The organism is Paenibacillus sp. sptzw28, assembly GCF_019550795.1.
GTDB lineage: Bacteria > Bacillota > Bacilli > Paenibacillales > Paenibacillaceae > Paenibacillus_Z.
In genome coordinates this window covers 5,618,105-5,638,460 of record NZ_CP080545.1, presented here as the reverse complement: position 1 = coordinate 5,638,460, position 20,356 = coordinate 5,618,105, and the positions used below count along the sequence as shown (strand labels likewise).

18 protein-coding genes and 2 pseudogenes are annotated in these 20,356 nt (G+C 40.9%); 16 read left to right on the top strand and 4 right to left on the bottom strand.

The window, feature by feature from the left end; genetic code table 11:
• Positions 1 to 63: 63 nt before the first annotated feature.
• The 4 genes from KZ483_RS26125 to KZ483_RS26110 all read left to right on the top strand — a co-directional run bounded on the left by KZ483_RS26125 (position 64) and on the right by KZ483_RS26110 (position 5,367).
• Entirely contained in the window at positions 64 to 978 is a 915-nt protein-coding gene (locus KZ483_RS26125; protein ID WP_220350431.1) for a diacylglycerol kinase, read from the top strand.
• A 61-nt stretch (positions 979 to 1,039) separates the two neighbouring features.
• Positions 1,040 to 2,566: a 23S rRNA (uracil(1939)-C(5))-methyltransferase RlmD gene (gene rlmD / locus KZ483_RS26120; RefSeq protein WP_397376133.1), complete on the top strand. Its 1,527-nt coding sequence runs from the start codon at positions 1,040 to 1,042 to the stop codon at positions 2,564 to 2,566.
• 238 nt (positions 2,567 to 2,804) lie between these two features.
• A complete protein-coding gene (locus KZ483_RS26115; RefSeq protein WP_220350429.1) occupies positions 2,805 to 4,271 on the top strand; it encodes a DUF5677 domain-containing protein in 1,467 nt (488 codons plus the stop codon).
• On the top strand, positions 4,264 to 5,367 hold the full coding sequence (locus KZ483_RS26110) for a hypothetical protein (RefSeq protein WP_220350428.1): 1,104 nt from the start codon (positions 4,264 to 4,266) through the stop codon (positions 5,365 to 5,367). The genes KZ483_RS26115 and KZ483_RS26110 overlap by 8 nt, the downstream gene beginning before the upstream one ends.
• 231 nt (positions 5,368 to 5,598) lie before the next feature.
• On the opposite strand, the gene KZ483_RS26105 is transcribed toward KZ483_RS26110, so the two are convergent.
• A complete protein-coding gene (locus KZ483_RS26105; protein ID WP_220350355.1) occupies positions 5,599 to 6,819 on the bottom strand; it encodes an IS256 family transposase in 1,221 nt (406 codons plus the stop codon).
• Positions 6,820 to 7,303: 484 nt separating this feature from the next.
• The gene (locus KZ483_RS26100; RefSeq protein WP_220350427.1) at positions 7,304 to 7,696 is read right to left on the bottom strand and encodes a helix-turn-helix domain-containing protein; all 393 of its coding nucleotides are present in this window, start codon (positions 7,694 to 7,696) and stop codon (positions 7,304 to 7,306) included.
• A gap of 462 nt (positions 7,697 to 8,158) precedes the next feature.
• Here KZ483_RS26100 and KZ483_RS26095 point away from each other — a divergent pair.
• Positions 8,159 to 8,416 (top strand): annotated as a pseudogene (locus KZ483_RS26095) (diguanylate cyclase domain-containing protein); the annotation flags it as partial.
• Between the two features lie 609 nt (positions 8,417 to 9,025).
• On the opposite strand, the gene KZ483_RS26090 reads toward KZ483_RS26095, so the two are convergent.
• A complete protein-coding gene (locus KZ483_RS26090; RefSeq protein WP_220350426.1) occupies positions 9,026 to 9,349 on the bottom strand; it encodes a hypothetical protein in 324 nt (107 codons plus the stop codon).
• Between the two features lie 190 nt (positions 9,350 to 9,539).
• Between KZ483_RS26090 and KZ483_RS26085 the strand changes: the two genes are divergently transcribed.
• The 11 genes and pseudogenes from KZ483_RS26085 (at position 9,540) to KZ483_RS26040 (ending at position 18,597) form a co-directional block, all read left to right on the top strand.
• Positions 9,540 to 11,642: a phospholipase D family protein gene (locus KZ483_RS26085; protein ID WP_258881434.1), complete on the top strand. Its 2,103-nt coding sequence runs from the start codon at positions 9,540 to 9,542 to the stop codon at positions 11,640 to 11,642.
• A 225-nt stretch (positions 11,643 to 11,867) separates the two neighbouring features.
• Positions 11,868 to 12,560, top strand: a complete 693-nt coding sequence (locus KZ483_RS26080) for a hypothetical protein (protein WP_220350425.1) — start codon at positions 11,868 to 11,870, stop codon at positions 12,558 to 12,560.
• Positions 12,561 to 12,588: 28 nt separating this feature from the next.
• Positions 12,589 to 12,834: a hypothetical protein gene (locus KZ483_RS26075; protein ID WP_220350424.1), complete on the top strand. Its 246-nt coding sequence runs from the start codon at positions 12,589 to 12,591 to the stop codon at positions 12,832 to 12,834.
• 202 nt (positions 12,835 to 13,036) lie between these two features.
• Entirely contained in the window at positions 13,037 to 13,348 is a 312-nt protein-coding gene (locus tag KZ483_RS26070) for a hypothetical protein (protein WP_220350423.1), read from the top strand.
• Positions 13,349 to 13,358: 10 nt separating this feature from the next.
• Entirely contained in the window at positions 13,359 to 13,958 is a 600-nt protein-coding gene (locus KZ483_RS26065; protein WP_220350422.1) for a DUF7669 domain-containing protein, read from the top strand.
• Between the two features lie 107 nt (positions 13,959 to 14,065).
• A complete protein-coding gene (locus KZ483_RS29245; RefSeq protein WP_220353688.1) occupies positions 14,066 to 14,308 on the top strand; it encodes a DUF1643 domain-containing protein in 243 nt (80 codons plus the stop codon).
• 62 nt (positions 14,309 to 14,370) lie between these two features.
• Entirely contained in the window at positions 14,371 to 15,531 is a 1,161-nt protein-coding gene (locus KZ483_RS28775; protein WP_258881433.1) for a DUF262 domain-containing protein, read from the top strand.
• Positions 15,528 to 16,448 carry a GmrSD restriction endonuclease domain-containing protein gene (locus KZ483_RS28770; RefSeq protein WP_258881432.1) on the top strand — a complete coding sequence of 307 codons (921 nt, stop codon included), beginning with the start codon at positions 15,528 to 15,530 and terminating at the stop codon, positions 16,446 to 16,448. The genes KZ483_RS28775 and KZ483_RS28770 overlap by 4 nt, the downstream gene beginning before the upstream one ends.
• Before the next feature lie 144 nt (positions 16,449 to 16,592).
• Complete coding sequence (locus tag KZ483_RS26050; protein WP_220350421.1) at positions 16,593 to 16,955, top strand: hypothetical protein; 363 nt, start codon at positions 16,593 to 16,595, stop codon at positions 16,953 to 16,955.
• Positions 16,956 to 17,250: 295 nt separating this feature from the next.
• Positions 17,251 to 17,454 carry a hypothetical protein gene (locus KZ483_RS26045; RefSeq protein ID WP_220350420.1) on the top strand — a complete coding sequence of 68 codons (204 nt, stop codon included), beginning with the start codon at positions 17,251 to 17,253 and terminating at the stop codon, positions 17,452 to 17,454.
• Between the two features lie 586 nt (positions 17,455 to 18,040).
• Positions 18,041 to 18,597 (top strand): annotated as a pseudogene (locus KZ483_RS26040) (site-specific integrase).
• Positions 18,598 to 18,732: 135 nt separating this feature from the next.
• On the opposite strand, the gene KZ483_RS26035 reads toward KZ483_RS26040, so the two are convergent.
• The gene (locus tag KZ483_RS26035; RefSeq protein WP_220350419.1) at positions 18,733 to 19,557 is read right to left on the bottom strand and encodes a DUF4062 domain-containing protein; all 825 of its coding nucleotides are present in this window, start codon (positions 19,555 to 19,557) and stop codon (positions 18,733 to 18,735) included.
• Between the last annotated feature and the right edge of the window lie 799 nt (positions 19,558 to 20,356).

Sequence of the window (20,356 nt, the reverse complement as noted above, 5' to 3'; positions counted from 1 at the left end):
AATCGGAAGCTGCGTTGCGGTTGGCGGCTCATAGACGGTTTGAACGTGCCGAAGGTGGTCACAATGTCTATAAAACGGGCGAGATTAATTTATAACCCGACATCCGGGAGAGAAGAAATTAAGCGGCGGCTGCCAGATATTTTGCAGCGGCTCGAGCGGGGTGGCATAGAAACGAGCTGTCATGCGACGATGAGCGAAGGCGATGCTACGATCGCGGCGGCGGATGCGGCTGACCGCGGCTTCGATATGATCATTGCGGCAGGGGGCGACGGCACCCTTTACGAGGTGATCAACGGGCTTGCGGTGAAGGAGTCGCGTCCTCCGCTGGGCATTTTGCCGCTCGGGACGACGAATGATTTTGCCCGGGCGCTCGGCATTCCGAAGCATTGGGAGTACGCGTGCGACCTCATTACTCAGCAGTACACGCGCTCAATCGATTTGGGGCAGGCGAACCAGCGGTATTTTATCAACATTGCGGGCGGGGGTTCGCTGACTGAACTCACATATGAGGTGCCAAGCAAGCTGAAGACGATGATCGGACAGCTCGCGTACTATATGAAGGGTCTGGAGAAAATGACCCGTCTGCGGCCGACCGAGCTTAAGCTCGAGGCCCTTGAAATCGGCGAAATTCATGAGGAAATTATGCTGTTCCTCATCTGCAACAGCAACTCGGTCGGCGGCTTCGAGAAGCTTGCGCCGGATGCGAGTCTCGATGACGGGTTGTTCGACGTGGTCGTGCTGAAGAAGTGCAACCTGGGCGAATTTATCCGGCTCGCATCGCTTGCGCTGCGCGGGGAGCATCTCAACGATCCGCACGTCGTACATTTCCAGACGAGAGAACTGGTGGTGACCACGCCGGATTATGTCCAGCTCAATCTGGACGGCGAATACGGCGGAACGCTGCCGTGTACGTTCAAGATGCTGCCGTCGCATTTGAACATTATTGTCGATGAGGCGGGCAATTCGACGTATCAATAGAATGGTGGCCGAATTGGCAAAAGGATGGGCGGACCGGATTTCCGGTTACCCGGTGAGATAGATGAAGCATGCAGTACAAGTTGAGGAAAAACGGAGCGATCAGAGCCGCATGAGTGTGCCAGTAAGCAAAAATGATGAAGTCGTCGTCGACATAGTCGGCTTGACGCATGATGGCGAAGGGGTAGGCCGTGCAGACGGCTTTACCCTTTTTATACAGGGGGCGCTTCCCGGCGAGCGCGTGCGCGTCAAGGTGTTGAAGGTGAAGAAGCAGTATGGCTATGCCAAGCTGCTTGAGCTGGTCGAAGCGAGCCCCGACCGCGTCGAAGCGCCGTGCCTGATCTTCAAGCAGTGCGGCGGCTGCCAGCTGCAGCACATGGACTACGCCGCGCAGCTGCGCTGGAAGCGTCAGCATGTGGTGGACAACCTGGAGCGGATCGGGAAGCTGCGAGTGGTTGCGAATGCTGGCGAAGGGGCTGGTGACCGAAATGATGCGGGGGGCGGATTGGCAGATTCGCATAATGGAAGTACAGGTACGGGCGCTCCTGCTGTTGTGGTGCATCCAACCATTGGAATGGACGAGCCTTGGCGTTACCGCAACAAGGCGCAGGTGCCGATGGGCATGGCAGCCGAAGGCGAGACGGCGATGCGCTTGATCGGCGGCTTCTATGCACAGGGCAGTCACCGGATTATCGATATGGAAGAGTGCTTGATTCAGCATTCGCAGAACGATGAAATCGTCGCACAGGTCAAGGCTATCGGCCGCGAGCTCGGTGTGACGGCCTACAATGAAGAATCAGGCCGCGGCCTGCTCCGGCATGTGATGGCACGAGTGGGGTTTGTTTCCGGCGAAGCGATGGTCGTACTTGTGACCAATGGGCAGCGGATCCCGCAGGTGGAGCGTTGGATCGAACGGATTCGCGAGGCAATACCGAGTGTGAAGAGTATCATTCAGAACGTGAACTCTCACAAGACAAATGTCATATTCGGCGATGAAACCCGCGTGTTGTGGGGTAGCGATGTGATCTATGACGACCTGGACGGCATTCGCTTCGCGATATCGGCGCGTTCGTTCTATCAGGTGAATCCGTCACAGACGGTGAAGCTGTACCGCAAAGCGGTTGAATACGCTGGATTGATCGGATCGGAGACGGTTATTGACGCTTATTGCGGCATCGGCACGATTTCGCTGTTTCTGGCGCACAGCGCCGGACACGTGTATGGCGTCGAGATCGTGCCAGAGGCGATCGAGGATGCACGCCGCAACGCGGCGCTGAACGACATCGCCAACGTGGCGTTCGAAGCCGGCGCAGCCGAGGTCGTTATCCCGCGCTGGCGGAAAGAGGGCATCGTGCCCGACGTCATCGTCGTCGACCCGCCGCGTAAGGGCTGCGATTCTGCGCTGCTTGAGACGATTCTTGCGATGCGCCCGCAGCGTATAGTGTACGTGTCGTGCAATCCGTCGACACTGGCGCGCGATCTGCGCGTGTTGGAGGATGGCGGTTACAGCACCATTGAGGTGCAACCGGTGGATATGTTCCCGCATACTACACATGTGGAATGCTGTGTGTTGCTCGTAAGAACACAGTGATTTAGATTCAGAGCCACATTTACCTATATCAAAAGCCCAATCCTTTGTGAGAGGGCTTTTCGTTATATAATAAGATGTATTAGCAAACATAACATCAATCTGGGTTTGGTTTAGATTTCCTATTATCGTGGAGGATATTGGAATTATATGACGAAATATTATGTCGTGGGATGTTGAAATGGCATTCAAGAGATTTAGTTGAAAGTTACTTAATTAATACGATTGTGATGTGATAGGTATGGGGAAGCAATTCAGCAAACTCTCTGATCATTCATTCAAAAAAGGCGTATTATATACACCATTTAATAGCAGTTTAGGAGATCAACTTTCTTTATCTCCATGGGCTATTGAGTGGTTACCAGAATATTTATGGTTGGCATTGATTCTAGAGCATTACGGCAGGGAAGATGGACTAAATTTAGTTGGCAGGATTGCAGGGGAATTATCGAAGATTGATAAGGAATTGAGCATTCCTGTTCTATCGAAGATATTTGAGCTAGAACCTAAAAAACAGAGGACTTACTACGAAGTAATATGTAAATGGGCTACTAGAGATGTATTATCCCCTCTAACAATAATATACCGTACAGATAAATATGCTCTCTTTTATGAGTATTTTTCAGACTTCGAAACATCAATAGATGAAAAAACTATTACCCTACAAAATGTAATTAAAAAAAATCTATTCCATCAAACAAATGAAGCTACAGATATTAGGTTTCTAATTTTATGGTTTAACGTTTTCGCTGATCGTATTCATTTTGCTAGAGGGATGGAAATAACAAAGGCATTAGTTGAGTATCCTAAACTATCTCATGACCATCCAGAAATGAGATTGTATCGCCCGCTAATTAGATCATCTGAAATGGCTTTAAGGTTTAGAGAAGATAACGGAGATTTTGCAAAACAATTTTGGCATAGTCTTGGGTTATTAACAAAGTGTAGAACTTTTATTATTGATTATGGTGAACAGGTAGGTGGAAGTATGTCTTTTTTAGAGGATGCCGTTAATACTATCGATTACTTAATGGCTAATAACAAAGAATCGCTACTTACGGACGAGAAATTTTCTGTCTGCTTGGGTATAGCAACTTATGCACTGAAAATTTATAAAGAAGTGATTGAAAGTCAAATTGGAGATGGAATCTTAGGTAGAAATGCCTTAAGGACTATTACAGAAGTGTATGTGACTTTGAAATACATGTCGTTAAAAGAACAAGACCAACCAGACATTTGGAAGGCTTTTAAGGAATACGGAATAGGCAAGTATAAATATGTGATTCTCAAAGCTAGAGAAGTTGAACCAGACCTCGAAAAACACCACTTTGCACTTCCTGTACTAGAAGCAATGCTTAACGAAGATAAAGGTGAAGAATTCACTAATATGGACACAAGGCTATTTGATAATCAAAATGTAAGAAAGAAATTTGAAGCCATTGGTGAAAATGATCTTTACGATCTTTATTATGAATATGATACTAACTTCACTCATGGATTGTGGGGGGCTATTAGAGAAAGTGCGATGATTTTTTGTGATAATCCTTCTCATAAATATCATACTGTCCCCGACATTACTTTTGAGCAGAAACTTAGAAGCGTGGAACATGACTGTGAGTATGTTCTGAAGAAACTATTTAATCAGTTATCTTCATTTTATGAATTTCCAGACTTCTTTATAGATAAGTATGGTGGTCTAGATGATTGAATTGAAGCCGATCGTTAAGATTCAAAAGGAATATTTAGACCTGATAAGTAAATATGTCGATTGCTTAACGGATGAAAAAACCACAAACAATGAACTGGCATATTTCTTTGAGGAAGTATCACTTTTTTGGCGTAGAAAACATGAGATAATTGACTTTTTTCTAAAGAAGATAAGTACAGATGATAAGTGTAGTTTTCTTGCAGGAGCAATGTATATTGATCTGAAAAATGATGGGCATTATGAATTCGCACCTTGTGGGCAATATCGTATATTTACAGATCCTGTCTCGAAAATGAGAACTTTCTTTTTAACCGAAAGCAGTGCGATTAAACAAAAGAGAGTAAGGGATTACTTAGTCAAGGTTGTAAATGATTGCATAAATGTCCTATCAGAGTACTTGAACTATTTCATAGTTCTACCTTTGGATGATATCTTCTCGGAAGATCAAGAAGATCGAATGGCCTTTTTAAAGAAAAGTTCTTACTCGTTTATCTCAAGCCTTTTTGTTAACCCCTGTGCAACAGAGGAAGAATTTTTAGATAAATATCATTCCCTTAAGGAGATAGAACAAGATATCAGAGCAGATTTACTTGATAAATTAATCCTCAATGATAAGAGTGATGTCTCTATTTCTCTGCAAGAACGAATTGAAAAGAATTTAAATGATACTCTGTCTCTTGATGTTTTAAGACAAAGGATGGGGGATGCAGAGATTTTTTTAATGGCAATAGGGCAGTTTTTCATGCAAGTCATGGATATTATTCTAATAACTATTTCATACAAATTAATACCTTTTGTTAGATCAGATGTAGTATTTAATTATTTATTAATTACGTATCCTATGATATCGGAAGATAAAGTAGCTGTTACCCTCTTAGAACAGACTACCATAGCTTATATATTTCAAAAGATGTACGGGAATTATGATTTTTCCTCCATCACATTTTCTGATTATCATTCCTATGTTTCCGAGAATCGTATTATCGATTCTGTGATTGAAAAGTCGCGGAGTAAGGGGAAAAGCGTTTTTGATTTGCAAATCAGTGAAATTGCTTCACTAATAAAAGAGGAATGTTCATCATTTTTACCTGCATAATTAAGAAAACAAAAAGAGCCACTATTAGTAGCTAGGTGATAGGCACGTCATATTCATTTTTTCACATTGTCTACGCTTGAGCTTTGTAAGAGTATCCAAAGTTTGAGTTGTCTATTACTTTCTTTCGGAAGAAAATATTGGTAAGATAATGATGTGGAAAGGGGAGAGAAGAAAGGGTCTGTCAAATCTTTTGTGTAAACTCTTTTCGTGCTTTCCCCCGAGGGGGAAATTTTATCGCAGATGCTGTCCGATGCGGTCCGGATAGAAAACGGAGAGCTGCAGCAGCATTTGACCCCAGTTTTGAACGCGGCCTGTCCATTTACGCGTAACATCCATGGTGGCCAGATAAAGCATTTTCAACAAGGATTCATCCGTCGGGAAGATGCTTTTTCCCTTCGTCACTTTGCGAAGTTGGCGGTGGTAACTCTCGATGATGTTGGTGGTGTAAATGAGCTTGCGGATTTCGGGTGGGTACTTGAAGAAGGTGGCCAGCTCATCCCAGTTATTGCGCCAAGAGCGAATGATGAGCGGGTACTTATTCCCCCAGGTTTCCTCGAAGCGATCGAGTTCGACGAGTGCCATTTCTTCCGTCGCTGCTTTGTAAATCGGCTTCAGGTCAGCTGTTACCTTCTTCAGATCCTTGTAAGAGACGTAACGGGTGGAGTTGCGGATCTGGTGGATGATACACTTCTGAATATCCGTTTTCGCGTAACAAGCCTGAATGGCTTGGCTGAAGCCGGTCAGATTATCGACACAGATGATAAGGATATCATGCACGCCCCGGTTCTTCAGGTCGTTTAGAACATTAAGCCAGAACTTGGCGGATTCATGCTCACCAATCCACATGCCCAGTACATCCTTGTTGCCATCCAGGTCGATGCCGATTACCATGTAGGCGGCTTTATTGACAATGGCACCATCTTGCTTCACCTTGAAGTGTATGGCATCCAGGAAGACAACCGCGTACACGCCTTGGAGCGGCCGGTTCTGCCATTCTTTAATCAAGGGAATGATCTTGTTGGTCACGTTAGAAATAAAGGTGGGAGAGACCTCAATCCCATACAGATTTTGCAGATGATCCTGAATCTCACGCGTGCTGACACCTTTGGCATAAAGGGCAATAATCTGATCTTCAATGCCGGTCACATTAGACTGGTGCTTCTTCACCACCAGGGGTTCAAATTCCCCTTGCCGGTCACGGGGAACGGCGATCTCCTGATCACCGTACTCGCTTACGATGGTTTTCTTACTCTTGCCATTACGACTGTTGGTCGTCTGCTTGTTCTGCATGTCGTGCTTCTCATAGCCCAGATGTTCATCCATCTCGGCTTCCAGCATCTCCTGCAGCGTTTCGGCAAACAGCTCTTTCAACGCATTCTGTGCATCCTGCGCCGAGACCAATTTATTCTCCTTGATGAACTGCCGGAGTTGCTGTTTCGTCCATAATCCCATGTGTTCTCCCCAACCTTTCTTCTACTTCCATTGTAATAGGTTTAGGAGTTTACACAATCTATTTTACAGACTCATGGCAGGACCTGGGATCAGTTTCCGCAGATTTAGTACATCGAGTTTATAAATGATCATTAGTGTACGGATTTCCCCTTGCCTATGTTAATAAAGTGCCGAGTTGTTTCAGGTTAGTTGTAGACAAGTCCACCTTTCATCAAAATAAGTTTACAAGTCAGTCGACCGAATTTCAGGCCCTTTCCCTGATTTTCTACTCGCTATTTCTATCCAACTGATAAACGAACAATACAATTACGTATTTTTTTGTATTATATTTTTATCTAATCGTATTTTCTGAATCATTGGGTTATCCTTTGAATAGATCTCGACTATAGCTGTGATCCAATTTTCGTCTTTATCAATGAGTCGGTCACCAAATATCCAAAGTCCTTTCTCATCCAACTCTCTAATCTGTTTGGTTAATTCGTTTTCATAATATATCCGCAACTGAAGCTAAGAAGTTTTGAGCAAGGTTTATTTGCTCATCATTGTTACAATCATGGTAATCGTATCCGTATTGATGAGCAGAGAAAATGATTTTACCCAGATCTCTGCCCTTTTCAATTCTACGGAGGAGTTTAACATCATTATCCTTTTCTGGGGTTTCCTTTTTATTTGATGTTTCATTGCTAAACATGTTTTCAAGTTCTTCTAGGTTTGAATCTAAGGCATTTAAAATAGAGAGTAATGTTGCACTCTCGGCTTTTCCAGTTGCCTCAATTCTTCGAACGGTTCTGTCGCTTACTCCTGAGATTTCTGCTAGTTGAGCCTGTGTCCAAAGTTTTAACTCTCGAAGTTCTTTGATTTTTAGTCCAATGTGCATATCACGACCTTCTTTCAATTTTTCTATTTGCTTTGATTATATACCTAAATCTTATTGTGTATAAGGTCAGCAATAGGAAAGCAATAGGAAAGTAATAGGACAGTTTCAGGACAGAATATTTCAACCTATCTCCAAGGCATTATTCAGCAAAAGCGTTAACGTTAATCAGTGTATTTAGGGTCTCATCATTTTAACCAAACGTTGAACTGGTTTTCAGCGGCAAACTTATTTTGCTCAAGGAATTTGGTTGGAGAGGGATGGAGGGGCTGAAAAACCTTGTGGGTCATGGAGTATGGGCGGTTGATGGAGGATTGGAGGGAGATTCAAACCATGGGGACATTGTAGGGATTTCAAAAGTGGTTTTGCATTTTTTGAAAATGAATGGCATTGGGGAAAGGGGATAGGTGAAATCCAGTTCTTTGTCCGCGATCACCATGCTCCAAAGATAGAAATCTCAAACAGGTCAATGATCAATTCGGGCACAAGCGAGGAGATCAATTATTAAAAGAAGCGGCTAACTTATTGAATGCTTATTCCACAAACGACGTATTCGTGACAAGGATAGGCGGCGATGAATTTGCGATTTTGATGACGAATGCAAGTAAGGAAAAGGGCAAAGAGCTGGTCGAATGTATCCAATCTGATTTAACGAACAGTAAGGAAATCGAGATACGAATGTCTGTCGGATATGCGTTTAATGAACCTCCGTTGAGGCATTAAAAGTAATGAATTACTCACTTCAAAACTGTGATGATTATACATCAAAATTTATGATTCTGCGTGATAAGGCTATACTTGAACAAGCGGTTAGCTTTATTTGAGCATAAAGACTTCTTTTACCAAGAAAAGATCAAGCACTCCTGTAAAAAGCAATTTTAGTTGACATAAAGCCTATAAAGTCGTACTAAAGCCTAAAAAGTCAACCTACGAGCCGAGCGAAACTCAGGTATTCTCTCCTATTTTCCCGCGGCTTTTTTCGTTTGAGGAGATGAGGGGAGAGGGCTTATGGGGATCGCAAGCCCCGCTCCGGCGTTTTAGGGGGAATGCAGGCGGGACAAAGGCTGAGGTCCGTTTTCATTCTTACTCGAACATTTCCTCCGATTTTTCCTCCGGTTAATGCTCGCCCTTTCCCCAGCTTTTCCTGAATCGTTAGCACGTCTATAAATTGCTTTTTGCCCCCGTTTTTCTCGATCAAGGGATGATCAGAACTTGTAATTTTCCTCCTAATTTGCCTGTAATTCTGATTCCGTCCTTTACGATACATAACTACTGGTATCTCCAATCAAGCAGCGAACTTCATTATGGTTCTTTCTCGGTAGCACTTTGTTTTTATTTATCGTTTTGGATAGTATGCTTAACGGCTTTATCAGCCACTTCGTTAAGCATCTGATGCATCATCTGAGCAAAGATCGGATTACCAAGCAGTTGTGCGAACTGATCTCCAGACGATAATTGTTTTGCAGTAGAATCCAGTAATTGGTTATTAATTTTTTCTCTCATCTGCATATTTGAATCATTTTGGTCGAGCCATTGACCAACAATAAAAGATACCACTGAGTTTACTGGAATACCATACCTATCTGATAAAGATTGCAGTCTATCAAATGTCTGTTTATTAAATCTAACTTGAATCCGTTGAATATCGTTTGTCATATTGATCTCCATTCACATTGCATTTTTGGTTCAAATTATAGCCAATTTGGCTAACTTTACAAATTATAATACAAAATCAAGCAATTTAATAGTTATTTTGACTTTGATATGTTAACATTTTTATAGTTGGAAATTTTGGATTAATGTAACAGATAAGAAGTTTATATGATAGAGAGTAAAGGGGAACTTTATGGCAATCGTAAATGAAGGACAATTATCTTTATTTGAGGAACAACAGATCAGCTCCGATATTAATTTTTTGCATGTTGTTAAAGAACTTCAGCCGATACATATGAGCATTGATGAACTTTTTAACCCTTCAATATATGAGGAACTTTTGGCAGTTACTTATGTCGCTTCTCCGAAATTCTTTTTCAATACAACGAAAAAGTTTAAGAAAATTAGCTTGGTCCTTGGAATTGAAGATGGGGATGTTGCTGGTCCTTTTGCATCTGGTCTGGAGACATTTCTCGATGTGGAAAGACGCATAAATTTTATTAAGTCTCTACCTCAGTCTGTACAGGAGAGTCTCTGTTCAAATCAATATCAGGTTAGATATGCCAAACAAGGATATTCGATTCACTCAAAATTTTATTTACTTAAGGGTCATAAAACAAATCGTGTAATTGTTGGATCGGCAAACTTTACCGAAAACGCCTTTCAAAGTAAAAAGCAATTTGAAGAGATAATGGTCTTTGATGATTCCCCGTTATTTGACGTTTATTTGGAACGATATCAACAGATACTCGAACAAACATCCGACTACATCCCAGAAACGATAAAGTCTAAGATTACAAAGGAACAAGTATGGATTGCCGATCCTGAAATGATGAAAGATATCCTCTTGGATGAAGTTATACGGAACAAAGTCATCATTCAGTTTTCCGAAGAGGAAATGGAAGCAATAAAGCTACTTCCTGATAAAATAGCGGTAGAAAAAGAAGAAGCAATCAAATATAAGCAAATAGTAGAGGTCGTCACGAAAAAAGATACAAAAACCGGAACATACAAGCTTTTACCTGTTGCCGAACTAAAACAAAAGGCAGTTTCAATTAAGACGATAATTTCTAAAACGCATAAAAAGTCGGAGGAACTGGATAACAGATTCAGACTGATTTATAACGATGCTACACATTTGCTCTATAGAGAAAACCCACAACAAGTTTCAGAAGAAACCCCCGATAATCAAGAGTTAGTACCTTTCTCTAAGCCAATTGAGAGTCAGGAAAAATTAATAAAAAACCTTGAGCTAATCAACAAATTCGTAGAAGCTTATGAACTGTTTACAGCTCGGGATGACCAGCGTAATCAATCAAGAATATGCGAAATCATTTTGTATAGTTTCATGGCAACGTATATATGGAAAATGCGTGAACATTATGCGACTGAAGAAGGACGCGAAAGCGTAAGGCGGCACTTTCCACCTTTTTTAATCATCGCCGGTCGATCAATGTCTGGTAAGACGACCGCTTTAGAGTTTATCGGGATGCTAATGGGAAATATGAAACCCTACATGCCTTATGAGCAGGTGAAGGATTCTAATATAATCTGGGACTATTTCCATTCAAGTAATGTTAATCCTATTCTAATTGATGAGATTGATCCGAAGTTCTTCACCAGTACCGCGGCCAAAAAAGGGGAACGACTTATTAAGTTTATAAGTAATGAACGCAGGGGCCATCATCCAGCTTTGATTGGCACAACAAATGCGACTGGCTTTGATGTTAACTCTCAAACTGCGATGCGGATATACTATCTCCAAATCGACAATACATTCCAAAAAGCATTAATGTCCAATTCGAGCAAATATTTAAGTGAGATCATGGCGAATACTGATGCGACTTTATTCCAAGATTTTAGTTTCCGAATGGCTCAATGGCTAAAAGATGGTAAGGAATTTTATACATCAGACGATTTTTTATACGTCGCTCGAGAGATTTTCAAGGGGTATTATTTAGAATGTGGTCTTGATATCCCGCCTTGGTTCCCGAATAAGAAATTTAACGATTATGACGAACGAGGGAAATTCATTTGGCGTGAGTTATTCCGTAGCCACCGACAATATTTTGATGTTCGGGAGGATAACTCAATATTTATAAACATTGATGAATTTGGAAACCAGACTAACAAAGATAAGTTAAATAAAATTAACTTTTTACCCCCGGAATGTATTATAGAGGATAGTCCGGTGCTCGTTATAAACAAGGAGCTATTTTTCAATTTTATCGAGTGGAATGAGAAGCCAAATCGTTCCATCCTTCAAAAATTAGCTGAATTATTTAAACCAAAGTGAACGAAGTGGTTAATGGATGTAGATGCCTTCAAGGTTAGTGATATCAATTCCATGTGAGGTTATTTTTCGCTTATTTGCCTAAAAACTTCTTTAACTTTTTCAAGAATTATAATCTATCGACAGATAATACTGTTCCATACAGCAGGAGCATTTGAAAGCATAACTTTTACATATTTGATATAGTTAGATTTTATGTAAAGCGTTGTTTAGGAGGGGATTTCACATTTGAGCAAAGAGATGATAAGAGATTTTATTCTAAATCATGATGAAATTCTTAAAAATAGAGATATTACATGCGGAGAGCTTGTAGGGTTAAAAGATAAATTCTATACGGAATGCATGAAAAAACCAAGGATTACGGAAGCAATTGTACTACGATGGATTCATTATTATTTAGGGATAGATCAAGCATTATATGAAAACGAGGTAGTAAAAGGGAACATTATACTCAGGTCTGAGAAAAAATATGTAGCAGAAATCGGGCGACAGACATTGGATATTTCCATTCTGTCGGGATATGAGTTGAAGATTGGAATATCAATCAAAGTCAGTTCTTCAACATCAGCTTATCTGGATGGAGCTGATTTTTCTAATCCGATCATTAAACGATACCGAGAAAAGTTTGTAAAAAGTAACGAGGAATACAATCGTAAGTATCAACTTGGGAAGAGAATTGGCGTCCCTACTCTCTTACAGGATATAGCGAGAATAGAGAACATACAGAATGCATTGGCAAACAGGTTTGAAGCAGTAACTATCATCTTTGAAGGAAAGAAGCCCAAAGACGAATTCTGGATCAGTGAATTTGAACATCTTTTCAATCATAAATACATATTTATTGCAGATACTCCAGCAGAAAAATTTAGGGAAGAGATCGTTTCTAAAATACCATCTTTTGTAGGTTTGGGAAATGAATAAACAAAACTGATTGGAGGTTAAAACAGTAATGAATATTCAGGAAATCATAGAGTACGAAAATGAAAGTACATATGTTGACTTTAAGAAGTTCCAGTATCATAACAATGAAGATTTTCTCAAAGATATCATGTCAATGTCAAATGCTGATATCGATATTAATAAGAGATATATCATTATTGGAATAAAACATTTACCTGATGGAAGAAAAGAATTTGATCCGATTGAGGGGAAAGAGTTTAAGGATGATTCTGATTATCAAGAGTTGGTGAATTGATTGCCTATGTTTCAATTTTATTTCTTCGTCAAGATTTTGAATATGGAAAAACGGGTCTACCATGTCGAACCCTTGAAGGCAGAGATGTCAGATGTAATGCTGGGAAGTATTTCATAAATAAACGATGTAAAAGAGCTTGTAATATGCAGGCTTTTTCAGTATTAGCAAAGAAATATATGATAAACGGGGAGGAGAAGAAGGGGTGTCATTATCGTTCGAGCAAAAGCTGGCTATTTTCGAGGACAGTCAGTACGGAATGGAAAGGTATTCGATCAAGCCGAATAAGACTAACTTTAGATACAAAGGCAAGGTCATTGTAAGGGAAATGAGGGAAGGAAGCCCCGTAGCTTATGTGTGGGGGAAAGATATCGCTGAATTTACGGATAAGTACAAAATTGATGAACGCGGCTGGATACTTGTACATGACTTCACTGAAAATGAAATCAGGGACTTGTTGGTACAGGTATTATTGATGAGGGATAAACTGACAATGCAGAAGAATAACGAGCGATAGGAGAAGAAGGATGCCTCAGAAAATAAACAATCGGATTAATTATCGAGATGTAATCTTAGCCGCTGTACGTGAGATCGTAAAGTGTAAAGGAAATAATGAGTTCGAGATTGGCGAGGTAGTGGATTACATGCTCAGCAAAAATCCGAATTTGAACGTTTCGACCATTCGGACACATGTTACATCCAGGTGTTGTGTCAATGCCACCGCAAACCATGCTGTAACCTATAATGATTATGAGCGAATTGGACGAGGAACGTATCGCTTGTTTGAAACAGGAGCCGGCGGCGGAAGAAAGCTATACTTTGTTGATGTAAACACCAGGAATAACGTTCTACTCGCATTAGAAGTAGAAATGCGGAATGAAGCAAATACGGAGCAGGTACGGTTCTTTGATACAAATCGAGGGCGTGGGTTTCAAGGCGAGGTATTGGTGAAAGAAGAAGATGGATTTGTCTTTCTGACGGAAATACGTGATATCATGACATTTCGAGTTGCAACCATCGAAGAATTCGATTTGTGCTGGCGTCGGTATGTTGAAGGAGAAGTGCCGAGATTTAGGACGGATGATGAACTGCATAGTTGGTACTATAACAGGTTTTTGGGGGATTGACGTAATGAGGCTTACTTTTTCAGTAAGGAGATCATAAAAGTGAACAGAGGAATTGCATTTCAGATTCCAAACGAGTACGGATGACATATCGCGGATAATTTGCACTCATTTCGACTGACCCTAAACAGCTTAAATCTGCTTCTGATCCTGAGAGAATTGTATTAGCATGGGGCGAGAAGCATCTTATTAAACAACGAAACAAAATGGTTGCTCGCGATTTACTTTCCAAAGGGCACGATCTATATTGTTTAGGTATTGCCGAATCGGGGCATCCCAGGCATCCTTCTCGGATGAGTCATAGTTTGGAATCACTACAAATTTATCAGCGAAAAGAAATAGCAGGTTCGTAACAGCAAAAAAATGCTTCGTTAATTATTGAAAAGACTAACGGGCAAAGGAGATCTAAAGTTCAATGAAGGCATCGGAAACAAATTTCTTGAAGTTTTTACAAGGTACAAAGCAGTTCATCATACCCATTTACCAACGTAAATATAGCTGGACAATTCAACAATGCCGCCAGTTGTGGAACGATATTGTTCGAGCGGCTAGTGAGGATCAAATAAAGGGGCATTTTGTCGGCTCGATTGTATATATCGAAAAGGGATTATATCAAATTTCGTCTGTCCCTCAATTGCTTGTCATTGATGGACAGCAACGGATGACCACGCTGACATTGTTTTTGCTAGCGTTAGGGAAAGCAATTGAAGAAAGTGGACAACCCTATGATATGACGAAAAAGAAAATTATGAATTACCACCTGGTCAATAGTGACGAAGAAGACGAATTATACAATAAGTTGATTTTAACGCAAAGTGACAAAGACACCCTCATCTGCTTAATTGCAGATAAAAAGATCCCCGAAGAATACTCTCAACGAGTGTACGAAAACTATACGTTTTTCCTGGATCAAATCAAGAAGAGTGAAATCGACTTGAACAAGCTCTATCAGGGAATTGCGAAGCTGATCGTCGTAGATATTTCCTTGGATCGAGACCATGATAACCCGCAGTTGATTTTTGAAAGCCTAAATTCAACGGGACTTGATCTATCACAAGCTGATTTGATTAGAAACTTTGTTTTAATGAAGCTCGAACCCAAAAAGCAAGAGGAACTATACAAAGAATATTGGCATCCAATGGAGAAGAGTTTTGGAAATTTCAATGATTCGGCACTTTTTGACCGCTTCATGCGTGATTATTTGACGGTGAAGACAGGGCGAATTCCAAATATTGAACAGGTGTATTCGAGCTTTAAAGAGTCCGTGTTTCAAAACAATGATCTGATCGTCCAGCAGATTGTTGAGGATATCTACCGATTCTCCAAACATTTCGTGAAGCTGGCGTTCCAGACCGAAAAAGACAAAGACATCAATCAGGTTTTGATGGATATCAATACATTAAAGGTTGATGTTTCCTATCCGTTCTTACTTGAGGTCTATGATGACTATGAGAATCAGAGGCTATCGAAGTCAGACTTTATCTCCATACTGAAACTGGTTGAAACCTATGTGTTCCGTCGAGCGATTTGTGGCGTCCCGACCAATTCCCTTTTGCGACTATTAGTAAAGAATTGAATAAAGAGAATTATTTAGAATCCGTATTTGCGACATTTTTACTCAAAGACTCGTATAAACGCTTTCCATCTGATGAGGAATTTGTACGTGAATTAACTATCAAAGATGTCTACAATTTCAGGAATCGCTACTACCTTCTTCGGAAGCTGGAGAATTTTAATCGAAAAGAAATTGTTGATATCGAGGCTTATACCATTGAACACATCATGCCTCAAAATAAAAACTTGTTGCCTGAGTGGAGACACGATTTGGGGGCAAATTGGGAAGAGTTACAAAAGACATATTTACATACGCTCGGCAACTTGACTTTAACACGATATAATTCCGAGCTGAGTGATCGACCATTTAAGGCAAAGAGGGACATGGAAGGCGGATTTGCCAACAGTCCGTTACGACTCAACAAAGGGCTTGTGAAGCTCGAAGCTTGGAATGAAGACGAAATTACAAAACGTGCTCGCTCACTGGCTGACCAGGCATTGCAAGTATGGCAGTTTCCACAGCTTCCGGAAGATGTGTCGTCGAAATATAGTAAAAAGGAATCCGATAATGAAGCCGTTACATACACCCTTGCAGATCACCCAGAGTTACAGGGGGAGATGCTGGCTTTATTCGAGGAATTAAGCAAGAGAATCTACAACTTGGATAGTGCTGTTCGAATGGAGTTCAAAAAACTTTACATTGCGTTCAAGACGACAACGAACTTTGTAGATATCGTGCCCCAGAAGAGCAGGCTTCGATTAAGCTTAAATATGGCATTCAATGAGATTCTGGATCCTCACGGCATTTGTAAGGATGTAAGCAATGTCGGACGTTGGGGCAATGGTGATGTAGAGATCGGGGTGTCTTCCGCTGATGAGATTGACTACGCTATGTTCCTGATAAAGCAATCCTTTGAGAAGCATCGCGACGAGGAATAAAAATAAGTCATGAATAATAGATTATTACGGACTTTTTGGGCGTTATTTTTCACGACTGCAGTTTGGCATTGGGAACCAATCGACTGGATGCCTAATTTCGAATGAGGATAAAATTGAGAAGTTACAAGAAGAAGTGAAAACGGAATGATTGTCTTGTATAAAGACGAATCGGGATTTCGCCATGCATTCTTCTCAAATAAAATAGAATCCTGGAATATAAGCAGAAATAGATGCTTTACTTGGGGAATGATGAATGACCCTAACATTCCAAAACTGACATTCGCAGGGTTAATTACCGATGACGACATACAAAATGTGATGGTAAGACAAAAGACATTAAATCAACAAGCAAAAATTGTTTCAACAGAACAAGGGAGATTTTGGTTTACCTATGTCGAGATTCTTGAAAATGCCGCTGGACAATCAGGAGACCCCTTAAAGATCGAAGCTTTATCAAGTGAAGGTAATATGATATCGTGGAAAAACACAAAAATGAGGTTGCCCTAGTTGAGCTATTCCAGCTAATAGCTTGTCAATATTTAATTAATCGATATGCGGAGTCGGCCGCTTACGGAACGGAAAGTGCTGCTTGGGCAGATCCTGACCGCGAACGCATTTTATTCGCCTGCATTTTCCATGGAAGACAGCGGGATTGCGTTATTTGATACGATTAAAGCGCATCATTTAGAGGGGATCGTTTCAAAGCGGAAAGATAGCGTATATGTTAGCCGGCGAAGCTGAAGATTATCAATTACCAGTACGTCGACGTTCAAATCGCGGCATATCGGAAGGATCAATTCGGATGGATGGTGCACTTGAATGGAAACCGGCGGGAGTTATCGAACTCGCGGTAACCAGCGCGCATAAGAAGGCGTTTTACGGCGTCGCGAAAACGATTGTGACTGGAGAGGATCGGAATTACGTCTACGTGCAGCCGCGGATAAAGACACGCGTACGATTTCGGAACTGCTATAAGAGGATTATTGCGATCGCCGGAGTTTGTTGAGTTTATCGTTTGATTTACCTTGGAAAAACGAATGTACACGAACTCCGGATGTAACGCTCTCCTTTAATGATTATAATGTCCTCTGTTATCTCCCTGACTGTTACGTTCTTCTTTATTTCGTCGATTACGCCACTTCCGATTAGCTCATTGTCCTGGAATACAAGAACCAGCTCACGCTCGGTTGCGGCCGTGAATAAATGAATGGATGAAGTTAAGGTTCGGAACCCTTTATAACGTTTCAATTGTTTTCACCTCATCGACGTAATTCGACAAATGGGGCGGAATTTCCTTTGTTGTCAGCCATTTTTTTGAACCTAAACCCATCTTTGTGTGATTGTCGTTTTTTGCTTTACTAAGTGCTCTAACAACTTAGGTGCAGTAGTAGCGGATTGAGGCATGGTCCCACCCATTATTTATTTAACATTTATTACAAAGTGTTAAATTGGAGAAATGCTTACTATTAGCCGAAAAATGGCTTCCAGTAAGCTTTTTTTATTTATTTTCGAATCCATTAAAAACTTGTATTTAACATTTTGATTCTATTGTATAATTTAGCTAAACATTTCGGGTCAGAGGAGGGTTACCCCTGAGACCATCTCAAGGTGCGAATACCGTTCAGCCAATCCGTGAAAGGTCTGCAAGATAAAAGGACTGCTCATACATCGATCTTACCGGGACTATTTTTTGTTCTTCATGGGTATTAACTCAGGCTTGAGGATCGGAGACATTCTGCCTCTGCGAGTATGCGAGGTGAAGGCGGCCACGCATCTTAAGGTACGAGAGAAGAAGACCGGTAACAGCCGTCGTATTTTAATAACGGATACACTTAGAAACGAAATTGAAAAGTATTGCCGGTCATTGGGGGATTCCGATTATTTGTTTCCTTCACGAAGTGGTGACAAACCGATTAGCCGCGTGCAAGCCTGGAATATTATTAATGCTGCTGCTCGGGATGCCGGCATTCAGGACTCGATTGGGACACATAGCATGAGAAAGACTTTTGGTTATCACTTTTATCAAAAGTATAAGGATTTGGCTTTGCTTCAACAAATTTTCGGACATTCATCCCAATCCGTGACAATGCGATATATTGGAATTACAGACGACATGATTGACCAAGCAATGCAAAGCTTTTCTTTATAAAATGAATAAATAGAAGTGAGAACTTTGTAACTATTGCTTGACCAGTTCGCGCACTTCTTGTCAGCTACGCTGGTACTACCCCAGTTAAGGGTACGAAGATTCCAATGTATCGCTACCAAATCGGAAAAACTAGAATTAAGATACCTTACCACCTCTACGAATATCATTTATTAAACTTTCTACCCTAATTCTTCCTCCCTCTCCAAACTCCGAATACAAATGCCGGAGAAAGTCAACGGTAAGGGCCGCCGAATCGATAAATGTGAACTCACAATCATCAGAGAATTTACAATTAACTATTCCTAATATGCCATTCCCTTTTAAAATCAGCTCGCAATTAAGAAATACACAATTCACAAATTCCTTATTATCAATAATAACCCGTTGTTGTTTATATATCTGGTTACTAATTGTCAGTTTTTCCTCAGTAACAAAAGAAACGTCCGATACATTTTTAGCAGAAATCCATCCAGCAAGTCCTGGTTCATTTTCAATATCCTTCAGCGATCTAAGTATTGCACTTTCTATTTCCGTGGCGTTATTTATATGCTTTACAACTTTGCTTTCGACAATATTTCTGAATTTATCCAATTTATCAACGTTTTGAACAAAATCTTGATAATCCATCGAAGTGATTTTGGATTGGATGGCACTTTTCGTTAGCACCAGAGCAAAACTTGGTTTTCCAATTTCTTGTGCATATCCATACTCCCAATGAGTATAGCTTTTATCGCCGTCTGGCATTAAACTGCCATATCTACCGCCTAAAATTAGCATGTACGCATCTGATTCATCAATCCATCTCTTTATAACTTCTTGTTGGGTTTTGTCCCCGGCATTAAATAATTCCATACCAGCAGGTATGTGACCGGCGCTTAATATAGCTGCGACTGCAGCTTGCCTTTCAGGAATTAGATCAGTAAATGTAGATGATACGAAAACCTGAAGTTTTCTCCTCATTGTCATCGCCTCTTTACTATAAATGTGATTACCATTTATTACATTTCGCCCCAATAGCGTCTGCTTGGGGCTATGCCAGTGTATAAGCAAATATTACCATGCGGTGTATTTCTTTTCTAGCTGAATTCTAATGTACGTTCTTATGAATTCGCTGACGTTGAATCGGTCGGCAATCATACGCTTCGTAAGACGTTTGTCCTGTATCCGCTTTTTATCCTTTACTCAACTCGTATTCTTCCCACAGCTGGGCTTCAAATTTTCTCGACCGTCCGCCGCAGTTTATCGAGCTGGGCAGATGTCTCTATGGGATGGTATCAGCTACGCTGGAACTACCTCGATATGGTGCTTCTCGAGTGACGAAATAAAGGGATTTCTCTTTTATCGTCGAAGCATTTCAGACGATCTTTCCACGGGGTTCTTATAGCGAACTCGGTGCAGCGGAAAACCACCGTGTAATTTCTTTTGATAGAAGGGACTTGATAAAGTGACATCTTCTCTACAAGAGAGTGCCGATTTTTATAAAGAACACATCGAACCTTATAGCCTTTTTAAGAGAGGTGATTATTTTAAGGGATCTTTTTTTCACTATACTGGAATCTTTGCCTTAGAATCCATTTTAACCAACAAATCATTCAGATTAACTAAATACGTTTTCTCAATGATCCAAAAGAAGTTGCCCATTCTATTGAATTAATTCAAAAATTTTTTAGAGATAATCATTGGCGCTCACTGAATCAAGAAATCTTTAATAGATGGTTTAATCAGATGAAAGGGTTTATTGAGGATAGTTATGTTTTGA